Annotated in this window: 17 protein-coding genes and 1 pseudogene; 10 read left to right on the forward strand and 8 right to left on the reverse strand. The window is 71.3% G+C overall.

Annotation, left to right across the window (positions count from 1 at the left end; all coding sequences use genetic code 11):
- Together QZ433_RS07100 and QZ433_RS07105 are read right to left on the reverse strand one after the other, a co-directional pair.
- Nucleotides 1-1601, reverse strand: a 1601-nt coding sequence (locus QZ433_RS07100) for a metallophosphoesterase family protein (protein ID WP_295781221.1), incomplete at its 3' end; no start/stop codon positions are given.
- Between the two features lie 128 nt (nt 1602-1729).
- Nucleotides 1730-2935 (reverse strand): HupE/UreJ family protein, encoded by a 1206-nt coding sequence (locus QZ433_RS07105; protein WP_295781224.1) that lies wholly within the window; start codon nt 2933-2935, stop codon nt 1730-1732.
- 123 nt (nt 2936-3058) lie between these two features.
- Here QZ433_RS07105 and QZ433_RS07110 point away from each other — a divergent pair, with 123 nt between their 5' ends.
- A complete protein-coding gene (locus QZ433_RS07110; RefSeq protein WP_295781227.1) occupies nt 3059-3712 on the forward strand; it encodes a hypothetical protein in 654 nt (217 codons plus the stop codon).
- A gap of 53 nt (nt 3713-3765) precedes the next feature.
- On the opposite strand, the gene QZ433_RS07115 is transcribed toward QZ433_RS07110, so the two are convergent.
- Nucleotides 3766-4116: a hypothetical protein gene (locus QZ433_RS07115; RefSeq protein WP_295781230.1), complete on the reverse strand. Its 351-nt coding sequence runs from the start codon at nt 4114-4116 to the stop codon at nt 3766-3768.
- Nucleotides 4117-4319: 203 nt separating this feature from the next.
- Here QZ433_RS07115 and QZ433_RS07120 point away from each other — a divergent pair, with 203 nt between their 5' ends.
- Nucleotides 4320-5201 (forward strand): pyruvate, water dikinase regulatory protein, encoded by an 882-nt coding sequence (locus tag QZ433_RS07120; RefSeq protein ID WP_295781236.1) that lies wholly within the window; start codon nt 4320-4322, stop codon nt 5199-5201.
- Nucleotides 5198-7615 (forward strand): phosphoenolpyruvate synthase, encoded by a 2418-nt coding sequence (ppsA, locus tag QZ433_RS07125; RefSeq protein ID WP_295781238.1) that lies wholly within the window; start codon nt 5198-5200, stop codon nt 7613-7615. Before QZ433_RS07120 ends, ppsA begins: the two co-directional genes overlap by 4 nt.
- A gap of 42 nt (nt 7616-7657) precedes the next feature.
- On the opposite strand, the gene QZ433_RS07130 is transcribed toward ppsA, so the two are convergent.
- The gene (locus tag QZ433_RS07130) at nt 7658-8407 is read right to left on the reverse strand and encodes an FCD domain-containing protein (protein WP_295781242.1); all 750 of its coding nucleotides are present in this window, start codon (nt 8405-8407) and stop codon (nt 7658-7660) included.
- A 121-nt stretch (nt 8408-8528) separates the two neighbouring features.
- Between QZ433_RS07130 and QZ433_RS07135 the strand changes: the two genes are divergently transcribed.
- Both QZ433_RS07135 and QZ433_RS07140 read left to right on the forward strand, forming a co-directional pair.
- Nucleotides 8529-10217 carry an L-lactate permease gene (locus QZ433_RS07135; RefSeq protein WP_295781245.1) on the forward strand — a complete coding sequence of 563 codons (1689 nt, stop codon included), beginning with the start codon at nt 8529-8531 and terminating at the stop codon, nt 10215-10217.
- Between the two features lie 29 nt (nt 10218-10246).
- Complete coding sequence (locus tag QZ433_RS07140; protein ID WP_295781248.1) at nt 10247-11512, forward strand: alpha-hydroxy acid oxidase; 1266 nt, start codon at nt 10247-10249, stop codon at nt 11510-11512.
- 144 nt (nt 11513-11656) lie between these two features.
- Here QZ433_RS07140 and QZ433_RS07145 read toward each other — a convergent pair whose 3' ends face one another.
- A complete protein-coding gene (locus QZ433_RS07145) occupies nt 11657-13783 on the reverse strand; it encodes an MMPL family transporter (RefSeq protein ID WP_295781251.1) in 2127 nt (708 codons plus the stop codon).
- A gap of 133 nt (nt 13784-13916) precedes the next feature.
- Between QZ433_RS07145 and QZ433_RS07150 the strand changes: the two genes are divergently transcribed.
- The 3 genes from QZ433_RS07150 to QZ433_RS07160 all read left to right on the forward strand — a co-directional run bounded on the left by QZ433_RS07150 (nt 13917) and on the right by QZ433_RS07160 (nt 15362).
- Nucleotides 13917-14384: a MarR family transcriptional regulator gene (locus QZ433_RS07150; protein ID WP_295781255.1), complete on the forward strand. Its 468-nt coding sequence runs from the start codon at nt 13917-13919 to the stop codon at nt 14382-14384.
- Nucleotides 14385-14451: 67 nt separating this feature from the next.
- Nucleotides 14452-14850 carry a hypothetical protein gene (locus QZ433_RS07155; RefSeq protein WP_295781258.1) on the forward strand — a complete coding sequence of 133 codons (399 nt, stop codon included), beginning with the start codon at nt 14452-14454 and terminating at the stop codon, nt 14848-14850.
- Nucleotides 14851-14954: 104 nt separating this feature from the next.
- Nucleotides 14955-15362 (forward strand): NUDIX domain-containing protein, encoded by a 408-nt coding sequence (locus QZ433_RS07160; protein WP_295781261.1) that lies wholly within the window; start codon nt 14955-14957, stop codon nt 15360-15362.
- A 52-nt stretch (nt 15363-15414) separates the two neighbouring features.
- On the opposite strand, the gene QZ433_RS07165 is transcribed toward QZ433_RS07160, so the two are convergent.
- Both QZ433_RS07165 and QZ433_RS07170 read right to left on the reverse strand, forming a co-directional pair.
- Nucleotides 15415-16902 carry an SDR family oxidoreductase gene (locus QZ433_RS07165; protein ID WP_295781264.1) on the reverse strand — a complete coding sequence of 496 codons (1488 nt, stop codon included), beginning with the start codon at nt 16900-16902 and terminating at the stop codon, nt 15415-15417.
- A gap of 58 nt (nt 16903-16960) precedes the next feature.
- Nucleotides 16961-18064: an acyltransferase gene (locus tag QZ433_RS07170; RefSeq protein ID WP_295781266.1), complete on the reverse strand. Its 1104-nt coding sequence runs from the start codon at nt 18062-18064 to the stop codon at nt 16961-16963.
- 254 nt (nt 18065-18318) lie between these two features.
- On the opposite strand from QZ433_RS07170, the gene QZ433_RS07175 reads away from it, so the two are divergent.
- Together QZ433_RS07175 and QZ433_RS07180 are read left to right on the forward strand one after the other, a co-directional pair.
- On the forward strand, nt 18319-20148 hold the full coding sequence (locus QZ433_RS07175; RefSeq protein ID WP_295781268.1) for a long-chain fatty acid--CoA ligase: 1830 nt from the start codon (nt 18319-18321) through the stop codon (nt 20146-20148).
- A complete protein-coding gene (locus tag QZ433_RS07180) occupies nt 20145-21062 on the forward strand; it encodes a DUF1295 domain-containing protein (protein WP_295781271.1) in 918 nt (305 codons plus the stop codon). Before QZ433_RS07175 ends, QZ433_RS07180 begins: the two co-directional genes overlap by 4 nt.
- A gap of 5 nt (nt 21063-21067) precedes the next feature.
- Here the strand turns inward: QZ433_RS07180 and QZ433_RS07185 are convergent.
- Nucleotides 21068-21420 (reverse strand): annotated as a pseudogene (locus tag QZ433_RS07185) (HEAT repeat domain-containing protein); the annotation flags it as partial.

Raw genomic sequence — 21420 nt, forward strand, 5'->3', positions numbered from 1 at the left:
CCGAGGTCGACCAGTCCGTTGTGACCGTTGATGGTCCACCCGAACTCACCGGGCGCGCCGGTGGGGACGTCGACCTGGATGTCCTGGCCGTCGCCGTGGTTGGGGTGGATGGTGACCTCGTCCTGGATCGTGCCCACGGCCTCGGCCGGCTTCGCGCCGTTCTCGGGGCCGCACCACAGCACCTTCTTCAGCTCGACGGCCGCGTTGGGCGCGTCGCAGGTTCCGGAGCGGATGTTCTGCACGACCAGCTGATCCTTCTTGACCTGGACCTTGACGTACGAGCGGACGTGCTCCTGGTTCTGCACGGAGTTGTACCAGTAGTTCGCCGGGTTGAGTGGGTCGGCACCGTTCCCGGCACCGCTCGTGCCGCTGTTGTCGGGGGCGGTGATGTCGTAGTACTTCGAACCGGATGCCGTGTTCGCGGTCACGTAGACCACCCCGCCGGGGCCCTCGAAGACCTCGTCCTGGCCGGGCTTCTCGTCGGGGTTGGCCTTGGCGCCGTTCTTGATCTCGTACGAGCGCGAATAGCTGTGGTCGTGGCCCTGGAGCACCAGGTCGACACCGAGCTTCGAGAAGGCCGTCGGGAAGTCGACGCGGCGCACCTTGTTGTCGTTGTCCTTCGCGTGATCCGCCGGCGAGTAGATCGCGTGGTGGTAGACGAGGACGGTGTACTTGGCATCCGCCCCGTGCTTGTCGACGACGTCGGTCACGTAGGCGATGTGCGCCTCGTCACCGCCGCCGCCCTGCGAGGTGGCGTAGCTGTTGCTGTTGAGGTCGATGTACAGAACGTCCTTGTACATGAACCAGTAGTCGCCGCCCGACTCGGTGCCGGTGCTGCCCGAGCCCTTGCGGTAGTAGGCGCCCGAGCGGTCCGTGTTCGGGGTGGAGAGGTGCTGCTCGTAGGCCTTGCCGCCCACGTCGTGGTTGCCGATCGTGGCGACCCACGGGTACTGGCGCAGCTGGTCGGGCGCGAGGAACGAGTTCCACTGCGCCTCGGTGTTGGCGGTCTCGACCTGGTCACCGCCCGAGACGAGCAGTTCGGCGTGGGGGTTGGCCCCGACGGCGACGTTCATCGTCTCCTGCCAGCCGGCCTGGTCCTTGGCCAGGTCGCCCGAGGCGCCGATCTGCGGGTCTCCGAAGAACAGGAAGTCGTAGTCGCCCTCGAACGACTGCGTCGTGAACGCCGAGGTCGCCGACCAGTTGCCCTCGGAGCCGACGCGGTACGAGTACGCCGTGTTCTCGGCCAGGCCGGTGATCGTCGCGTGCCGGTTGAAGCCTCCGCTCGAGGCGATGTTGGCGGTGCCGGATGCCGAGAACGTCGTCGCCGACGCGGGGAACTGGCCGTTCACCAGGGCCGAGGTCGGGGCGACCTGGACCGTCTGCGCGGTGTCGGCCGAGGAGTACCAGGTGACGATGCGCTGGGTCTCGTCCGCCCCGACGCCGAGGATGACGCCGGAGAGGGTGGCCGTGGTGTCGGCCATCGCCGCCGGTGCGGCCGCGGTGCCCGAGAGCACGAGCGACGCGCCGATGGCGGCCGTTGCGATCCACGAGACACGGCGACGCGTGCGCGCGGCGTGCTCCGTCGATGCGATGAGGAACATGGGTGTCCGTTCTTCGAGAGGGGTCGTGATGCAGGCCCGCCGGTCGCGAGCGCGTCCCACGTTCCGCCCGCCGGGTGACATCCGCGTGAATGCTTGACCCAGCACACGCATCGGGAGGGACAACACGTTCACTCGATGCCGAGCACCCGCTGCACGAACCAGATCAGGCCGGCGAGGGTCACCACGACAGCGAGCAGCGCGCTCGCCCACATGCCGACGCGGGGTGCACGGCGGCGCAGCAGCACGAGCAGCGGGAAGACGACGACGATGATGCCGATCTGCACGGCCTCGATGCCGACGTTGAACACCAGCAGCGACCACAGCAGGGTCCACGACCAGGGCTCGTCGATTCCGAGCGCCGAGGCGAAGCCCAGGCCGTGCACCAGACCGAAGAGGAACACGACGCCCACGCGCAGCCATCCCGCGCGATCCAGGCGCAGGAAGCCGTGCGCGTGGGACAGGTCCTGGTCGACACGGCCGCCGCGCCACAGCCGCCAGAGGTACCACGCGCCCACGACCGCGATCGAGAGGGCGATGGTCGGCTCGACGATCTCGGGCGGCGCGGCCACGACGCCCGTGGCAGCGAGGATGAACGTCACCGAGTGCGCGACGGTGAACGTCGTCGCGGCGATGACCACCTCGCGCAGCCGCCGCGAACCCACGATCAGGGCGAGCAGGAACAGGATGTGGTCGATCCCGGTGAGCAGGTGCTCGGCGCCGAGGCGGAAGAACTCCCAGAAGCGCTCGATCGGCGTCTGCGCGGTCGAGAACGCGGGGTGCTCGGCATCCAGGACCGTGCTGCCCTCGTGCAGATCCAGGGCGTACGTGAGGATCGTCTTGGTGTCCTTCACGAACCCCTCGTCGTCGGCGAACAGCCCGGCGGTGACCTCGTGACCGTTCTCGGTCGGGCCGCACGCGTAGTCCACCGTCACGACGGCGTAGGGCGCGCCGTCCTGCCAGGTCATGGTCACGTCATCGGCCATCGTGGGAGCGCACGGTTCTCCGGCCGCGGCGACGCGGAACCGCTCTCCCACATAGGCGGCGACGGTGTCGCGGTGGGCGACGAGGGCCGCGGCCTGCTCGTCGGCGTCGCCGTCATCGAAGGCGGCCGTGCCGTCCTGGTAGAGCGGGTCGTCGCGCCCGGCGTCGGCCGCCGAGACCACGAGCAGGTCGTATTCGAGCTGCAGCTGCGCCCGCACGACGCCGGGGCCGTCGCCGGCCAGGTCGGCGTACACCACCGACTGGAAGCCGTGGGCGGCGGCGGGTGCGGCGATCGAGACGAGGGCCGCGAGAGCGGCGGCGAGAAGAAGGACGCGCGAGAGAAGAACGGACATGGACACCTTTCCGCCCGAAGCGTGCGCGACGGGCGTGAACGGTTGCCCGCGGTGGGGCGAACGGAAACGGAACGTCCGCCCGTCGTTCGCCCGCTCGTCAACCGCGTCGTCCAGGGTGAGGGGGTGAAGAGCAGGGTCTCGACGGTGGCGGCGATCGCGATGGTGGCGGTGCTCTGCGGATGCGCGCCCCAGCCGGGGTGGTCGTCGATGCGCGCGGCTCCGGCCGCGATCGGTTCGCCGGCGGCCGGTTTCTCCCCCGCCACGGCCCCCGCCCCCGAGTCGACGCACGTTCCGGCCCCCGGGTCGTGGGATGCCGTGGCCGCCCCCGCCGGGTACCGCGTCGTGCTGCTCACGGTCGGTGACGATGCTCCCGCTCGCACGCTCGTGAAGGCGGTCGAGGACTGGGCGGCCGAGACCGGCGCCGACCTGCGCACGGTGCGCGCCGACGACGACATGGTCGACGGCGCGGTCCGCGCGATGGACCTCAACCCCGACCTCATCATCAGCGCCGGCGACGCGCTCGTCGACCCGCTGGCCATCGTGACGGCCAACCACCTGGACCGGCAGTTCCTCATCGTCGGCGCCGAACTGGCCGAACCAACCGGAAACGTCACCGCGGTGGACTGGACCGGCGCGGCCTACCGCGGCGAGGGCCTCGGCACCGCCGCCGCGTACGACCCGGCCTCGTTCACCCCCGAGCGGGCGGGGTCGGCGGTACGCGCGGGTGTCGCGGCGGTGCTGACGGGCCTGCGGGGCGTGGTGCTCTGGATCGACTGATCCGGGATGCCGGATGCCGGCGCCGCGCCTGCGGGCCCGAGCGCATGTGAGCGTCAGGCGCGGCGGCGGCGGCGGCGAGCGGCGGCGATCCCCAGCCCCATCACGGCGACTCCGGTGACCGTCGCGGCGACGAGTACGGTGGGGTCGACTCCGGTGACGGCGAGGGAGCCGGCGGCGGGCGTGCGTGCGGGGGTCGGCGAAAGCGCCGGACTGGTGGCCTTCGGCGTCGAGGTCGCGGGAGGCGACGGGGCGACGGTCGTCGACACGGGGCTCGCGGTGGGGGTCGGCGACGCCATGCGTCCGGGAACGGTGACGACGATGGTCTGCGCGTCGGACGCGTCGTCGGGGGGAACCGCGGAGGGCGCGAGAGCGAGGACGACTGCCATGACCACCGCGACGGACACGAGACACCACCTCCGACGTGCACTGTCGCCGGGACGGATGGCCGCCTGCCCGACGCCGGGCGTCCGTTCGGGTAACGACGAGCGAACGGCATAGGCGCCCAAAGGTCAGACCACTGCGTAGGTCTTACCGCCGCGATATTTTCGGCGTTTCTTTCACGCCTGGACGGCGCAATTCCCGGATGACGTCCCCCTAGCGTCGGGTCATGGCCGGTTCTTCTCCTTCCCTCCCCGCGAGCACTCCCGCTCCCCCGGGCCCCCGGCGCGCCGTCTTCTTCGTCTCGGACAGCACGGGCATCACCGCGGAGACCCTCGGAAGCGCCCTGCTGGCCAATTTCCCCGGTACGACCTTCGAGCGCCGCACCGTGCCCTTCGTCGGGACGGTCACCCCGGTCGAGGCGGTGATCGAATCGCTTCGAAAGACCGCCCGGACGGGCGAGGGGCCCATCGTCTTCGCCACGATCAAGGACGCCGGCATCCGTCGACGCCTCGCCGAGGGCGCCGCGGTGGTCATCGATCTGCTCGCCGGCCACCTCACCGAGCTCGAGACCGCCCTCGACACGGCAGCCGAGACGCGCGCCGGGCAGTACCACGGCCTGGGCGACCTGGAGCAGTACTTCGCCCGTATGCGCGCGGTCGAGTTCGCGATCGAGCACGACGACGGGCAGAGCCGCCGCGCCCTCGACCGCGCCGACGTCATCATCGTGGCGCCGTCCCGGTGCGGCAAGACGCCGACCACCATGTACCTCGCCCTGCACTACGGACTGCTGGTGGCGAACTATCCGCTGACCGACGACGACTTCCCCACCGACGCCCTGCCGCCGACGGTCGCCCCGCACGCCGAGCGATGCTTCGGGCTGACCACCACCGCCCTGCGCCTCAGTCAGGTGCGGCACGAGCGCCGGCCGAACTCCACCTACGCCAGCCTCGCGCAGTGCACCCTCGAGATCCGCCGCGCCGAAGACCTCTACCGCCGCAACCGCATTCCCTTCCTCAGCTCCGCGACCCGGAGCGTCGAGGAGATGTCCGCCGTGATCCTGCAGTCGATGACGCTGCGGGACCGACCGAACGAAAGGCCCCTCCCATGACCACCATCCTGCGCTTCGACGAGATCGGCATGAGCGACCTCGCCCGCGTCGGCGGCAAGAACGCCTCGCTCGGCGAGATGGTCTCGCACCTGGCATCCGCCGGCATCCGCGTTCCTCCGGGGTTCGCGACCACCTCGGACGCCTTCGAACGCTTCCTCGCCGAGGGCGATCTCGCGGGCCGCATCCGCGCGGCTGTCGAGGGGGTCGACGTCGACGACGTCACCGCCCTCGCCCGGCTGGGCGCGCGCGTGCGCGCCTGGATCGAGCAGCAGCCCTTTCCCGCCGACCTGGAGTCCGACATCCGGTCGGCCTACGCCGCGCTCGTCGCCGGGGAGGAGGATCCGGATGCCGTGACCTGGGCCGTCCGCTCCAGCGCGACGGCGGAGGATCTGCCCGACGCGTCCTTCGCCGGGCAGCAGGAGACGTTCCTCAACATCGGCGGGATCGACAACATCCTGCACGCGGTGCGCCGCGTCTTCGCCTCGCTCTACAACGACCGCGCGATCGCCTACCGCGCACACCACGGCTTCGAGCACCACGAGGTCGCGCTCTCGGCGGGGGTCCAACGGATGGTGCGTTCCGATGTCGGTGCGTCGGGCGTCATGTTCACCCTCGACACCGAGTCGGGGTTCGAGGACGCGGTCTTCATCACCAGCTCGTACGGCCTGGGCGAAGCCGTCGTCCAGGGCGCGGTCAACCCCGACGAGTTCTACGCCTACAAGCCGGCCCTGCGCGCGGGTCGCCCCGCGATCCTCAAGCGGAGCGTGGGCGAGAAGGCCATCGCGATGCGGTACACCGACGGCCGCCAGGTGGACGCCAGCACGGCTTTCGTCGAAGTGGATGCCGCCGACCGCGGCCGGTTCTCGATCACCGATGCCGAGGTCGAGGAATTGGGCCGGATCGCCCTCGTCATCGAGGCGCACTACGGCCGCCCGATGGACATCGAGTGGGGCAAGGACGGCGTGGACGGCCGGCTGTACGTGCTGCAGGCGCGACCCGAGACAGTGGTGTCGCGTCGTTCGGCGAACGTGTTGAGCCGGTTCGTCCTCGCCGAACGCGGTCCGGTGCTCGTCGAGGGCCGCGCGATCGGTCAGCGGATCGGGGCGGGACGCGTGCGCGTGCTCACCTCGATCGAGCAGATGGCGGACTTCTCCCCCGGCGACGTCCTGGTGGCCGACATGACCGATCCGGACTGGGAACCGATCATGAAGCGGGCGTCCGCGATCGTCACCGATCGCGGCGGCCGCACGTGCCACGCGGCGATCATCGCCCGCGAGCTCGGCATCCCCGCGGTCGTCGGCACCGGTGTCGCCACCACCGTGCTCGAGGACGGTCGAGAGGTGACCGTCTCGTGCGCCGAGGGCGACGACGGCGTCGTCTACGACGGCATCCTGAGCTTCGCCGAGGAGAAGACCGAGCTCGATCGGATGCCGTCGGCACCGGTCAAGGTCATGATGAACGTCGGCACCCCCGACCAGGCCTTCGCCTTCTCGCGTCTTCCGAACGCGGGGGTCGGGCTGGCGCGGCTGGAGTTCATCATCAATCGTCAGATCGGCATCCACCCGCGCGCCCTGCTCGAGCTCGACCGACTCCCCGTCGACCTGGCCGACGACATCCGCGCGCGGATCGCCGCCTACCCCTCCCCCGAGGAGTACTTCATCCAGCGCGTCGCCGAGGGGGTCTCGATGATCGCGGCGGCGTTCGCGCCCGAGCCGGTGATCGTGCGCCTGTCGGATTTCAAGTCGAACGAGTACGCCAACCTCGTCGGCGGCCCGCTGTACGAACCCGACGAAGAGAACCCGATGCTCGGCTACCGCGGGGCCGCGCGCTACGTGTCGCCGGACTTCCGGGCGTGCTTCGACATGGAGTGCGAGGCGCTGCGCCGCGTGCGCGACGACATGGGTCTGACGAACGTGCAGGTCATGGTCCCGTTCGTGCGGACGCTCGGCGAGGCGGCGGCGGTCGTCGAGCTGCTCGCCGCGAACGGACTGCGCCGGGGAGACAACGGGCTCAAGGTCGTCATGATGTGCGAGCTGCCGGCCAACGCGATCCTGGCCGAGCGCTTCCTCGAGCACTTCGACGGGTTCTCGATCGGGTCCAACGACATGACGCAGCTCACCCTGGGCCTCGACCGCGACTCGGCGCTCATGGCGGCGTCGTTCGACGAGCGCGATCCGGCGGTCCTGCACCTGCTCGGCATGGCGATCGACGCCTGTCAGCGGCAGGGCAAGTACGTCGGCATCTGCGGGCAGGGACCCAGCGATCACCCCGACTTCGCGCAGTGGCTCGTGGCGCGCGGCATCCACTCGTTGTCCCTCAATCCCGACACGGTCGTCGAGACCTGGCTGACCCTGGCCGCGAACGAACGACCGAAGGCCGAGATCCTCGCGCAGGCGCACCTCTCCCGGCTGTGACGCCGACGTCGGCCGGGCCGCTCCCACCGGCCCGGCCGACGTTCAGTCGACGAAGAGAACCGATGACGCCCGGCGGATGTGGGCCTCGGTCGCGGCGGCGGCCCGGTCGCCGTCTCCTGTCACGATGGCGTCGAAGATCGCGCGATGCTCCTTCTGCAGCAGCGCCGACTGGTCTCCCCATGCGGCGTTGCGCTCGATCGCGTGCAGCAGGGGCACGCGCACGGCCTCGCGGATGGCGCCGGTCAGCGCGGCGGACAGGCTGCTGCCCGAGGCATCCGCGATCGCGAGGTGGAAGCGGGTGTCCGCCTCGTTGAACGCCTGCCGATCTCCGATCGCGGCATCGCCCGCGGCGAGCGCCTCGGCGATGCGCGCACGTCCGGGCTCGTCGAGCTGGGCGGCGGCCGACGCGGCGCTCGCGCGCTCCAGGACGACGCGCGCTTCGGTGACGTCCTGCACGGTGAAGTTCGACAGGGCGACGTGCAGACGCAGGAAGCGGCTGAGAGCCTCGCGCGGCAGCGCGGCGACGAAGGTGCCGGCGGCGGCTCCGGCGCCCGGCTGCGAGCGCAGGACGCCCTGACTCTCGAGGACGCGCACCGCTTCGCGAACGCCGGCGCGACTCACCTCGAGGTTGGCGGCCAGCTCCCGCTCCGGGGGCAGGGCGTCGCCCACCTTGAGCGCACCCGAGAGGATCCGGTCCTCGATCACCTCGATGACGAGCTCGTGCGCGCGCGCTCTTTTGACGGGGAGCCAGAGGCCGTCCGCGGCCTCGTCGGAGGGAGAGGGGGATGCCATGCGCTGCCGCCTTCGGAAGAGAGTGTTGACAGCGTACCGGTCCAGCCGTTACCGTGCGTTAGCGGTCTGACCTCTAAATGGTCGGACGCTTCGCAACAACGACGTTCGAAGGAAGGCCCGCATGTACACCCCCGAACTCGCGCCGATCGGCGCCAGCATCGTGACGTCGGCGCTCGTCGCGAGCCTGCCGTTCCTCACGGTTTTCGTCACGCTCGGACTGCTGCGCTGGAAAGCCCACTGGGCGGGCCTGTCCGGTCTCGGCGTCGCCCTGCTCGTAGCCGTCCTCGGCTACCGCATGCCCGTCGACCTCGCCGCCCTGTCGGCCGCCCAGGGCTTCGTCTTCGGCCTGTTCCCGATCATGTGGATCGTCCTCAACGCCATCTGGCTCTACGAGCTGACCGTCCGCAGCGGCCGCTTCGAAGACCTGCGCCTCGTCATCAACGCCCTCAGCGACGATCCGCGCATCCAGGCGATCATCATCGCCTTCGGCTTCGGCGGCCTGCTCGAGGCCCTCGCCGGCTTCGGCGCCCCGGTCGCGATCACCGGGGTCATGCTCATGGCCGTCGGGTTCACCCCGATGCGCGCCGCCGTCATCGTGCTGCTGGCCAACACGGCCCCCGTCGCGTTCGGAGCGGTCGGCACCCCGATCGTCACCGCCGGCAGCCTGACGGGGATCGATTACCACGAGATCGGCGCCTACGTCGGGCACCAGACTCCGCTCGTCGCCCTCTTCGTCCCGTTCATCCTCGTGCTCATCGCCGACGGCTGGCGCGGCCTGAAAGAGACCTGGCCCGCCGCGCTCACCTTCGGCGTGGTGTTCTCGATCGCGCAGTGGGTCAGCGCGACCTGGATCTCGGTCGAGCTGACCGACATCGTGGCATCCCTCGCCGGAATCGCCGCCGCGGTCGTCCTGCTGCGCTTCTGGCAGCCGTGCGGTACCACCGCCGCCCGCGAGCGCCTGCTCAAGGAGCGCTCCGCGAGCCTGGTGGGCGCGGGCGTGACCACCTCGGGCGGCGGCACCGGATCCGCGGATGCCGACACCTCGGCCCCGCGTCCGCGACTGACGCCGCGCACGGTCTTCTTCGCCCTCTTCCCGTACCTGCTCGTGGTCGTCGTCTTCTCTCTCGCGAAGCTGTGGGTCCCGCTGAAGACCTTCCTCGCGGCCACCGACGTCAAGATCCCGTGGCCCGGCCTGGACGGGAACATCCTCACCGCGAGCGGCAAGGCCGCCACCTCGACGGTCTACACGCTCGGGTGGCTGTCGTCGGCGGGCAGCCTGCTCATCATCTGCGGGATCGTCGTGGCGCTGGTGTACCGACTGCCGCTGCGCGAAGCCGCACGCACGTGGTGGCAGACGCTGGTCAAGCTCCGCTTCTCCCTGCTGACCGTCGGCTCGGTGCTCGCCCTCGCGTACGTCATGAACATGTCCGGCATGACCCTCACCATCGGCGCCTGGATCGCCGGAACCGGCGCCCTGTTCGCCTTCCTCTCGCCGATCCTCGGCTGGTTCGGCACCGCCGTGACCGGCTCCGACACCAGCGCCAACGCGCTGTTCGCCACGCTGCAGCAGAGCGCGGCAGTGCAGGCGGGCATCGACCCGACCCTGCTCGTCGCCGCGAACACCTCCGGTGGCGTCATCGGCAAGATGATCAGTCCGCAGAATCTCGCGATCGCCGCCACCGCGGTCGGCCTCGTCGGCCAAGAGGCCACCATCCTGCGGAAGGTCATCTGGTGGAGCCTCGGCATGCTCGTGGTCATGTGCCTGCTGGTGGGCCTGCAGTCCTCCGTCCTGTCGTGGATGCTCCCGTAACCCGTCCCCCCTCCTCCGAAAGGCACGCCATGTCCGCCGTGACACGTCAGTTCCCCAACCCGATCGAGCTGCTCGAACTCATGCAGTTCAAGCGCCCCGACTTCAACGGCCGTCGACGCCGGCTGAACGCCGCACTCACCATCGGCGACCTGCGCGACATCGCCAAGCGCCGGACCCCGGCCGCAGCGTTCGACTACACCGACGGCGCGGCCGACAGCGAGGAGGGTCTCGCCCGCGCCCGTCAGGCGTTCGCCGACGTCGAGTTCCACCCGTCGATCCTGCGCGACGTCTCGCGGGTCGACACGACGTGCCAGATCTTCGGCGGCTCGTCGGCACTGCCGTTCGGCATCGCCCCGACCGGCTTCACCCGACTGATGCAGACCGAGGGCGAGATCGCGGGCGCAGGCGCGGCCGGAGCCGCCGGCATCCCCTTCACCCTGTCGACGCTGGGAACCAGCTCGATCGAATCGGTCAAAGAAGCGAACCCCCACGGGCGCAACTGGTTCCAGCTGTATGTGATGAAGCAGCGCGAGATCTCGTACGGCCTGGTCGAGCGCGCCGCCGAAGCGGGCTTCGACACCCTGTTCTTCACCGTCGACACCCCCGTGGCGGGGGCTCGCCTGCGCGACAAGCGCAACGGCTTCTCGATCCCACCGCAGCTGAGCGTGTCGACGATCGTCGACGCGCTCCCCCGCCCCTGGTGGTGGTGGGACTTCCTCACCACCCCCAAGCTCGAGTTCGCCTCGCTGAGCGCCACCGGCGGGACCGTCGGCGAGCTCCTGAACGCCGCCATGGACCCCTCGATCTCGTTCGACGACCTCGCCGAGATCCGCGCCCTGTGGCCGGGCAAACTCGTCATCAAGGGCGTGCAGAATGTCGAGGACTCGCGCCGTCTCGCCGATCTCGGGGTCGACGGCATCGTGCTCAGCAACCACGGCGGACGCCAGCTCGACCGCGCACCCGTCCCCTTCCACCTGCTGCCCGAGGTGGTACGCGAGGTGGGCGCCGACACCGAGATCGCGATCGACACGGGCATCATGAACGGCGCCGACATCGTGGCATCCATCGCCCTGGGGGCGAAGTTCACGCTGATCGGGCGCGCGTATCTGTACGGCCTCATGGCGGGTGGACGGCAGGGCGTCGATCGGGCGATCCAGATCCTCGCCGACCAGGTCGTGCGAACCATGCAGCTGCTGCAGGTCACCTCGCTCGCCGAGCTCACGCCGGCGCACGTCACCCAGTTGGAGCGCCTGGTGCCCCGCGCCGCGGCCTCGGCGGTCTCGCCGCGGCGATGACATGAGGGGCGGCCAGGCGCCGAGGCCGGGCCGCCCCTCATCGACGGGCCGCGGGAGTGCGGCCCGTCGAGCGACCCGCCCCTGTCGGATGGGGTGGGACCGCGGACCGGGAGGACGTGGGGGCCCGCTCCCGGCCCGCGGCGCTCAACCGACCGGCACGTCCTTCCGACGTGCGGCGCGGGTCTGCGGGGCGTCCGGCGCCTGGTGGGCGGCGGCTTCGGCATCCGTCACCTTCGGCTTGCGGGGCCACCAGAACCTGTCCCCGGCGATGAACGCCATCGCCGGAACGATGACGGTACGCACCAGCAGGGTGTCGATCAGAACGCCGATGCAGACGATGATGCCGATCTGCGTGAGGGTGATCAGCGGCAGCACGCCCAGCACGGCGAACACCGCGGCGAGCAGGATGCCGGCGCTCGTGATGACCGCTCCGGTCGCGGCGAGCGCGCGGATCATGCCCTGCGTGGTGCCGAGGGTGCGGCTCTCTTCTTGCGCGCGGGTGACGAGGAAGATGCTGTAGTCCACACCCAGCGCCACCAGGAACAGGAAGCTGAACAGCAGCACGTTGGTGTCGATCGCCGGGAAGGCGAACAGCGGCGTCTGGAACAGCCACCACGCGGCGCCCACGGCCGAGAAGAAGCTCGCGACCACCGCCAGCAGCAGCAGCACGGGCGCCAGCAGCGAGCGCAGCAGGATCACGAGCACGATGAACACCAGCACGAGGATGAGCGGGATGATCAGCGACTGATCGCGCTGCTGCGCACCGGCGACGTCGAGCGCCTGCGCGTCGAGACCTCCGACGAGCGTCTGCCCCGACCCGATGCCGTCGAAGTCGGCGCGCATGCGCTCGATCGCGGCGAAGGCCTCGGGCGTCTCGGCCGACGCGTTCAGCGTCACGTCGATGCGCGTCCAGTCGGTGGTCGCCTCGACGATGCGGGCGGAGTCGACGCCCTCGAGTCCCGCGGCGGCCTCGACGACCGCGTCGGCGTCGGCGGGCTTGGCGACCACTGTGGCGGGCGAGGTCGCCCCTGCCGAGAACGCCTCGGCAAGCACCTCCTGTCCCGTGACCGCGTCGGGCTTCTGCAGGAAGCGGTCGTTCTGCGACAGGCCCGTCTGGACGAAGAACAGGCCGCTCGCGAGCGCGCCGAGCACGACCGCCCCGGTGATCGCGACGACGACCGGGCGCCGCGAGACGCCGCGGCCGAGCTTGCCCCACGGGCTGCGCGAGATCGCGTCGGGCGACCCGAAGCGCGGGATGTAGGGCCAGAACAACCAGCGACCGAAGAGCACGAGCGCGGCGGGCAGCACGATGAGCGCGAACGCCATCGCCACCACGACGCCGACGGCGCACGCCAGCCCCAGGGCGCGGTTGCCCGACAGCTCGCCCAGCAGCAGGGTCGCCAGGGCGAGGGCGACGGTGGATCCGCTCGCGATGATCGCCGGTCCCGCGCCCCGCACCGCGCGGCGCATCGCCTCGCGGCGGTCTTCGGCCAGGCGCAGCTCGTCCCGGTAGCGCGCGATGAGCAGCAGGGCGTAGTTGGTGCCCGCGCCGAAGACGAGGACGGACAGGATGCCGGTGATCGAGGCGTCCAGCTGCACGCCCACCGCCTCGGCGACCCGGCGCGCGACGATCCCGGCCGAGGCGTCGGCGGTGCCGATCACGATCAGGGGCACGAGCCACAGCCAGGGGCTGCGGTAGGTGATGAGCAGCAGGACCGCGACGACGATGACGGTCGTGAGCAGCAGGGTGAAGTCGGCGCCGTCGAACACCGCGGCGATGTCGACCTCGAAGCCCTCGGGGCCGGTCAGGTAGGTGCGCACCCCGTCGAGACCGTCGGCGGCGAGCGCGCGGATCTCGTCGGCGCGCGCGGTCTGCGCGGCGACGTCGCTCTCGGGCTCGAGCGGCACGACGAGCAGGGCGACCGTCCCGTCCTCCGACACCTGCGGCGGCGGGATGAAGCCGTCGGGGGTGAGGTCGACGAGGTCGCCGAACGCCTTCTGCTGGATCGCGGCGACGGTCTCGGGGCTCAGTGCCTGGCCGTCGTCGGCGGCGAACACGAGCAGGGCGCTGGTGGTGTCGGCATCCGGGAAGGTCTCGAGGATCTTCGACACCTGCACCGACTCGGCGGAGTCGGGGAGCCCGTTTCCGGGCGCGGTCTCGGCCGACGAACTCGACCCGAGCGCGAACAGCGCGGCGACGCCCGCGAAGGCGACCACGAGCACGATCCATGACGTGCGTGCCGAGGTGAGCACGCGCAGCAACCGGTTCATGGGATGCCTTTCCTAGATTTTCTTGTATCTCGATCTTCGAGATACGTGAAAGGTATCCCAAAACCGGCGTAGAGTGCCACTCATGGAAGCGTCGGAATCTTCCACCCCTCCCCCCACCGTCGGCGGTGCCCCCATGCCCCGCACGCGGCGCCCCACCGCGCTCGTGCGCGATCTGTTCACCGCGGGCTCGGCGTTCGAGAAGTCGCTGCAGCGCGAGCTCGCGGTCAATCCGACGGGCCTGGATGCCATGGGCCACCTCGTCATGTCGGGTCCCCTGTCGCCGGGTGAACTCTCGCGGCGTCTCGACCTCACCACCGCGGCCACCACCGCCGCGATCGACCGCCTCGTCGATCTCGGCCACGTCACCCGCATGCCTCACCCCACTGACCGGCGCAGCGTCCTGGTCGTGCCCACCGACTCGTCGGTGCAGCGCGCGATGGGCCACCTCATGCCGATGATCGCGGGCGTCGACGCGGTGCTCGACGAGTTCGACGACGCCGAGCAGCGCATCATCGAGCGCTACCTCGAACGCGTCGTCGCGACCTACGGCCTGCCGGACGACGCCGAGCCGTCGATGGCGGTCCCGCGCGCCGCGCGCTGACCCGCGCCCGAGCGGGCAGGGCCGGCGGTGCGCCCGGGGATGCCGGCGGGGCGGCATCATGGTTGTCATGGCATCAGCGAAAGCCGTCGCCGGCACCCTCGTGCGTCGTCTGCGGCGATGGGGCACGGCATCCGTCGTCGTGGGGGGCGCTCTGGCGCTCTTCCCGCGCACCCGCGCCTTCGGCGTGCAGACGGCGATGTGGGGGGCCGTCGACCTCGGCCTGGCGGTGTTCGCCGTCCGCCGCGGGGCCGCGCCGAAGCGTCGCCCGCTGCGGCGTCTGCTGCTGATCAACACGGCGCTCGACGTCGGCTACGTCGCCGCGGGCGCGCATCTCGCGGTTCGCCGGCCGACGTTCGGGGGACGTCTGAGCGCTGCCGACGCGCGCGGTCACGGTGTGGCCGTCGTCGTCCAGGGCGCCGCACTGTTCCTGCTCGACCTGACCGCCGCGCGGCGCCTGCGCCGCTGAGACCGGAGCTGGTCGCGGTCCGTTCGCCGCCGCTCCCGACGCGGGCGGAGGGACCGCACGCGTGCGCGCCACCGCGCGGGCGCCGCTCCTGCTAGCGTGCGGGAGTGATTCCGGATGCCACCACCCCGCGTCGTATCCACGTCTCGGCCGCGGTGATCACCGACGCCGACGGCCGCCTGCTGCTCGTGCGCAAGGCCGGAACCACCGCATTCATGCAGCCCGGCGGCAAGCCCGAGCCCGGAGAGACCCCCGCCGAGACGCTCGCCCGCGAGCTGGCCGAAGAGGTCGGCATCCGAGTCTCCCCCGACGCGCTCGAGCCCCTCGGCCGGTTCACCGCGAGCGCGGCGAACGAGCCCGGCTTCGTGGTGGTCGCCGACGTGTTCGGCGTCGACATCGGCGACCAGCGCCCGGTCCCGGATGCCGAGATCGCCGAACTCCGCTGGGTCACCGCGGCCACGGCATCCGGGATCGAGATCGCCCCGCTCGCGCGGGAGTTCTTCCTGCCGGCCTGACGCGTCGCGGCGCCCCCGGCCGCCGCTCCCGGCCCGGCGACGGGGCGGGGCGTCACCACGAGCTCTTGCGGTAGTCCTTCAGGAAGATGCCGAACAGGTCTTCGCCGGCCTCGCCGCGCACGATCGGGTCGTACACGCGGGCGGCGCCGTCGACGAGGTCGAGCGGGGCGTGGAAGCCCTCCTCGGCCAGGCGCACCTTGGTGAAGTGGGGGCGCTCGTCGGTGATCCAGCCGGTGTCGACGGCGGTCATCAGGATGCCGTCGGACTCGAACATCTCGCGCGCGCTCGTGCGCGTGAGCATGTTGAGCGCGGCCTTGGCCATGTTGGTGTGCGGGTGGCCGGGCCCCTTGTAGCCGCGGCCGAACACGCCCTCCATCGCCGAGACGTTGACGATGTACTTCCGCTTCGCCGTGGATGCCGCCATCGCGGGGCGCAGGCGGCTGACCAGCAGGAACGGCGCGGTCATGTTCGCCAGCTGCACCTCGAGCATCTCGAGGGGTTCGACCTGGTCGACGTGCTGGGTCCAGCTGTTGATGCGGTCCTCGTCGGGGATGAGTCCGCCCGCGTCGATCGCCGTCCCGGCCATCAGGCGCTCGAGAGACGACGAGCCGGCGGCCATGGCCTCGGCGGTCAGTTCGTCCGCGGTGCGCGCCGCCGACGCGAGGATCGGGTGCGCCGACACCGACTGCGCCAGGGCGAGCGGGTGGGCGTCGTTGGTGTGCCCGAAGGTGACGAGCTCGGGCAGCGGCCCGTCCGGCAACGGTTCGAGTTCGGCATCCACCAGGGGTTTGTACGCCCCGGGCGAGCGGCGGACGGTTTGAGCTGCGTTGTTGATCAGGATGTCGAGAGGACCCTCGGATGCCACGGACTCGGTCAGCCCGATCACCTGGGCCGGGTCGCGCAGGTCGATGCCCACGATCTTCAGGCGGTGCAGCCAGTCCGCGCTGTCGGGAAGCGACGAGAAGCGGCGCACCGCGTCACGGGGGAAGCGCGTGGTGATGGTGGTGTGCGCGCCGTCGCGCAGCAGCCGCAGCGCGATGTACATGCCGATCTTGGCGCGACCGCCCGTGAGCAGGGCGCGCTTGCCGGTCAGGTCGGTGCGGGCGTCGCGCTTCTCGTGGCTCATCGACGCGCAGTCGGGGCAGAGCTGGTGGTAGAACGCGTCGACGAGGGTGTAGTCCTCTTTGCAGATGTAGCAGGCGCGCGCCTTGATCAGCTCTCCGGCGAACGGCATGGCCGTTCGGGCCTGCAGCGGGATGCCGCGGGTCTCGTCGTCGATGCGGTCGGGCGCACCGGTGGCGGTGGCGGCGACGACGGCGCGGTCCGCGTCGGCGATGCGCTGACGCTTCTCTTTGCGCGACTGCCGTTTGACGTCCTTGTAGAGCTTGCCGGTCTGACGGCGCAGGGCGATGTAGGCGGGGTCGTCGTGGTCGAGCGAGGACGCGGCGTCGATGACGCGCAGCGCGATCTCGAGCTCGAGCGGGTCGATGGTGGTCGACCGCGCGGCATCGCGGTCGGGGCTCAGCAGTGTTTCGGGCACGGGGCAGTGTACCGAGGCCTTGCTGAACGCCCGGTGGGCCGGGCGTGTCGCGGGGGCGTCAGCCGCCCGCACCCGCCCGCCGCGCCGGGTCGAACCGCAGCAGCCACCGCTGCGCGGGAATCTCGACGGCCCGGTGCAGCACCCACGCGATCGCGAGCGCGATGCCGAACGCGGCGAGCGCGAGCGGCACGGCCTGTCGCCACGGCAGTTCGGGGTGGCCGTCGGGCCAGGCCGACGACACCGAGGCGATGACCAGCAGGTGCACGAGGTAGAAGGCGAACGACACGCGTCCGAGCTCCTGCCAGAGCGGACGGGCGAGGAAGGTGGATCCGCGGTGCGCGTCGGCGGCGGCGAGGGACGCGACCAGCAGCGCGAAGAAGCCGACGGTCGCGGCCAGGCCCGGGTGCACGTCGGTGCCGGGAAGGGTGGGGGCCTCGGACAGCGCGTATCCCGCGACGGCGAGGGGCACCGCGAAGCGCAGGCGCAGCGGCATCCATGCCCCGCTCTTGACCAGCAGCGCGAGGCTCATGCCGATCACGAACTCGGGCAGGCGCAGGAGCGGGGTGGATGCCGACGACAGCGCGCCCGGGGCGAAGGCGGCGATCTGCGGGGCCAGCGCCACCAGCGCGAGGGCGACCGCGGCGACGATCGCCTGTCCGCGGGTCGACAGCCGGACGAGCGGGCGGATGAGGAACGGGAAAGCGAGGTAGAAGAACGCCTCGCACACGAGGGACCAGCTGGCGGGGTTACCGGCCTGCCACCAGTCGGGCACCCACCCGTTGACCAGGAGCAGGTTGGCGGCGAGAGGTGCTGCGCCGTCGGTGCGGATCTCGGGGATCAGGGTGGCGGCGGCGACGAGGGCCAGTCCGACGCCCATGACGTGCAGGGGGTAGATGCGCGCCACGCGATGCCACCAGAACGATCCGGCGGACTGCTGCGGCTTGTACCCCCAGGCGAGGACGAAGCCCGACAGGATGAAGAAGAGCGTGACGCCGGTCTTACCGGCCTCGAAGACGAACGCCCAGACATCGCCGGGGGCGCCGCCGAAGTACTCGACGGCCATCAAGTGGTGTCCGAAGATCAGCATCGCCGTGGCCCAGCGGAGCCCCGTGAGCGAGGGCAGGGTGCGCAGAGCCGGACGCGGAGCGGATGCCGTGCCCACGGCGGGGCGGGCCAGTGTCGTGCTGATGTCCCCCGCCTCCTCTCGAGCTGCGCGGTGGGCGCCCGGAGTGGGCGCCTCGCGGCGAACCGGGTCAGACGGTACCGGCCCTCCTTGAGCACAACCTCAACGAGGCCAGGGGGTTGACGGCACGGCATCCATCCGTTTCCCCCGTGTCTCCGAAGAACCCCGTTGGTGCGATCGCCCGCACCACGGCGTCTGTCCGCAGCGCCCTAGGCTGATCCCGGGAGGACCCGATGCGCGAGTCGCACACCCCCGTTCTGGCGTCTCTCGACGCGTACGCGAACGTCACCGACCTGCTCGTGCGGCGCGCGGCCGAGGCCCCCGCCCACGTCGCGTTCGAGGTGCCGCCGTCGTCCGGTGAGCAGTGGCGTCCGATCAGCACGGCGGCGTTCCTCGGCGAGGTGCGGGCGCTGGCGAAGGGAATGGTCGCCGCGGGGCTGGCCCCGGGCGAGGCCGTCGCGATCATGGCGCCCACGCGCTACGAGTGGGCCGTGGCCGACCTGGCGACGTGGTTCGCCGGCGGTGTGGTCGTGCCCGTGTACGAGACCTCGTCGGCGTCGCAGGTCGCTGCGATCGCCGCCGACGCGCGCGTGCGCCTGGCCATCGGCGGGTCCACCGCCCACGGCGAGCTGCTGCGGGCGGCGCTGACCGACGCCCTCGGGATCTGGCTGATGGATGCCGGGAGCGGCATCCCCTCTCTCGACGACCTGGTCGCGCGCGGTGCGGGAGTGTCGGACGACGAGCTCGAGCACCGCCGCACGCGCGCCGGGCACGACGATCCCGCGACGATCGTGTACACCTCGGGCACGACCGGCGAGCCGAAGGGAGCGGTGCTGACGCACGCGAATTTCCTCGGGCAGGTGCTGAACATCGCCGCGGCGTATCGCGAGGTCGTGCACGCCGGCGGCAACACGATCATCTTCCTGCCGCTCGCGCACGTGCTCGCGCGGGGCCTGCAGCTCATCTGCATCGCCAGCGGCATGCGCATCGCGCACCTGGCCGATCCCGCACGGGTCGTGCCGACGCTCGCGGTGCTGAAGCCGACGTTCCTCGTGGTGGTGCCGCGGGTGCTGCAGAAGATCCAGGCCGCGGCGGGCGACAAGGCCGCCGCGAAGGGCCTGACCCGCGTGTGGGAGCGCGCGCGGCAGACGGCGATCACCGCCGGTCGGGTGGCGGAGCGACGGGATGCCGGCACCCCGCCCCGCGTGCCTCTCGGCCACCGGGTGCGGCACGCGCTGTTCGACGCGCTGTTCTACCGGCGCCTGCGCGCCGTCATGGGCGGGCGGGTGGACTACATGCTGTCGGGCGGAGCGACGCTCGGCGGCGAGCTGTCGCTGTTCTTCCGGGGCCTGGGCGTGCCCGTGATCGAGGGCTACGGCCTGACCGAGACGACGGCGCCGCTGACGGGCAACCTGCCCGGGCGCATCGTCTCGGGAACGGTGGGCCTGCCGCTCCCCGGCTCGACCGTGCGCATCAGCGACCAGGGTGAGGTGCTGGCCAAGGGCGTCGGTGTCTTCGTCGGCTACCGCGACGACCGCCACGATCACGACGCGTTCGTCGACGGGTTCTTCCGCACCGGCGACCTGGGTCGCCTCGACGACGGCGGCCGGCTCGTCCTCGAGGGGCGCCTGAAGGACGTCGTCACGACCTCGAACGGCAAGACGGTCGTGCCCGCCCGCTGGGAGGGCGCCGTCGAGGCCGACCCCCTCGTGCAGCACGCCGTCGTGGTCGGCGACGACCGTCCGTACCTGTCGGCCCTGCTGATCCTGGATGCCGAGCAGGCCGCCGGGTGGGCGGCATCCACCGGGGTCGAGATCGACCTGCGCACGCCCACGACCCTGCGCCCCGTGGACGAGCCGCGGCTCGTCGCGCGCCTGCAGCACGTCGTCGACGCGGCGAACGCCCTGGTCGCGCGCAGCGAGCAGGTGCGCCGGTTCACGATCGTGCTCGCCGACCTGGACGACCGCGAGCTCGTCACCCCGACCATGAAGATCAAGCGTCGCGAGGTGCTCACCCGCGCCGCCGACACCATCGACACCCTGTACCGAGGAGCCGCATCATGACCGCACCCGTTCCCCCCGCCACCGGCTCCGCCGCGAAGCAGGACCGCGCGGCGGTCGTCGTGGTGATCGTGGCCGTGCTGATCGGCGCGGGGCTCGCCGCGGCCGGTGGGTTCCGCGGCGCGCAGGTGGGCGGCATCCCCCTGTTCGTCCTGGCGGTGGCGGCGGCGTTTCTCATCCAGTTCGCGGCCTACATCCCGGCGGTGCTGCTGCGTACCGAGCGGTTCTTCGACCTGACCGGCAGCCTGACCTTCATCGCGGTGTCGCTCGCGGTGGTGCTGCTGGCCCCGGGCCAGGATGCGCGCGGGTGGATCCTGGCGGCGATGGTGATCGTGTGGGCGGCACGGCTGGGCTCGTTTCTGTTCGCGCGCGTGCACCGCTCGGGCTCGGACGGCCGCTTCGACGAGATCAAGACCAAGCCGCTGCGGTTCCTGCAGGTGTGGACGATCCAGGGCGTCTGGGTGTCGCTGACGGCCTCGGCCGCATGGATCGCGATGAGCGCGGATGCCGACGCCCGCACGCCCCTGGACGCCTTCGCCGTCACGGGCATCGTCATCTGGCTGCTGGGCATGGTCATCGAGGTGGTCGCCGACCTGCAGAAGCAGGCGTTCCGCGCCGACCCCGCGAACAAGGGCGAGTTCATCCGCACCGGCCTGTGGTCGCGGTCGCGTCACCCCAACTACTTCGGCGAGATCCTGATCTGGGTCGGCGTGTTCGTCGTCGCCGTGCCCGTCCTGCAGGGGTGGCAGTGGGTGGCGGTGCTGTCGCCGGTGTTCGTGATCCTGCTGCTCACGCGGGTCAGCGGCATCCCGCTGCTCGAGAAGCGCGCCGACGAGAAGTGGGGCGACCGGGCGGATTACGTGGCGTACCGCGAACGCACGCCGGCGCTGGTTCCGGCGCTGACGCGGCGGGGGTAGAGCGCTCAGTCTTCGCCGGCCAGCGCCCGCTGCGCCACCACGCGGCGCGCCTCGACGACGGCCTCGGCGAACTCGGTGTCGGGATCGTCCATGACGATCAGCGTCGCGCGCGCGTGCGCGCTGACCACGTCGTACGACGAGGACGCGGCCCGCTCGACGATCGGCTCGGCGCGCGGGCCGATGGCCGCGAACGCCCGGCTCAGGCTGCGCTGCGTGTCGTGGTCGCCGCGCCCGAACTGGGTGGCGAGCTCCTCGGCCAACGTCTCGTGCGCGTCGTCGGGAACGAGACCGGATGCCGTCCGCCACGCCGCGCGCGCCACCTCGGGGTGCCGGTCGCGCAGCACCGCCCGCGTGATCG

The organism is uncultured Microbacterium sp. (assembly GCF_913776565.1).
Lineage (GTDB): Bacteria > Actinomycetota > Actinomycetes > Actinomycetales > Microbacteriaceae > Microbacterium.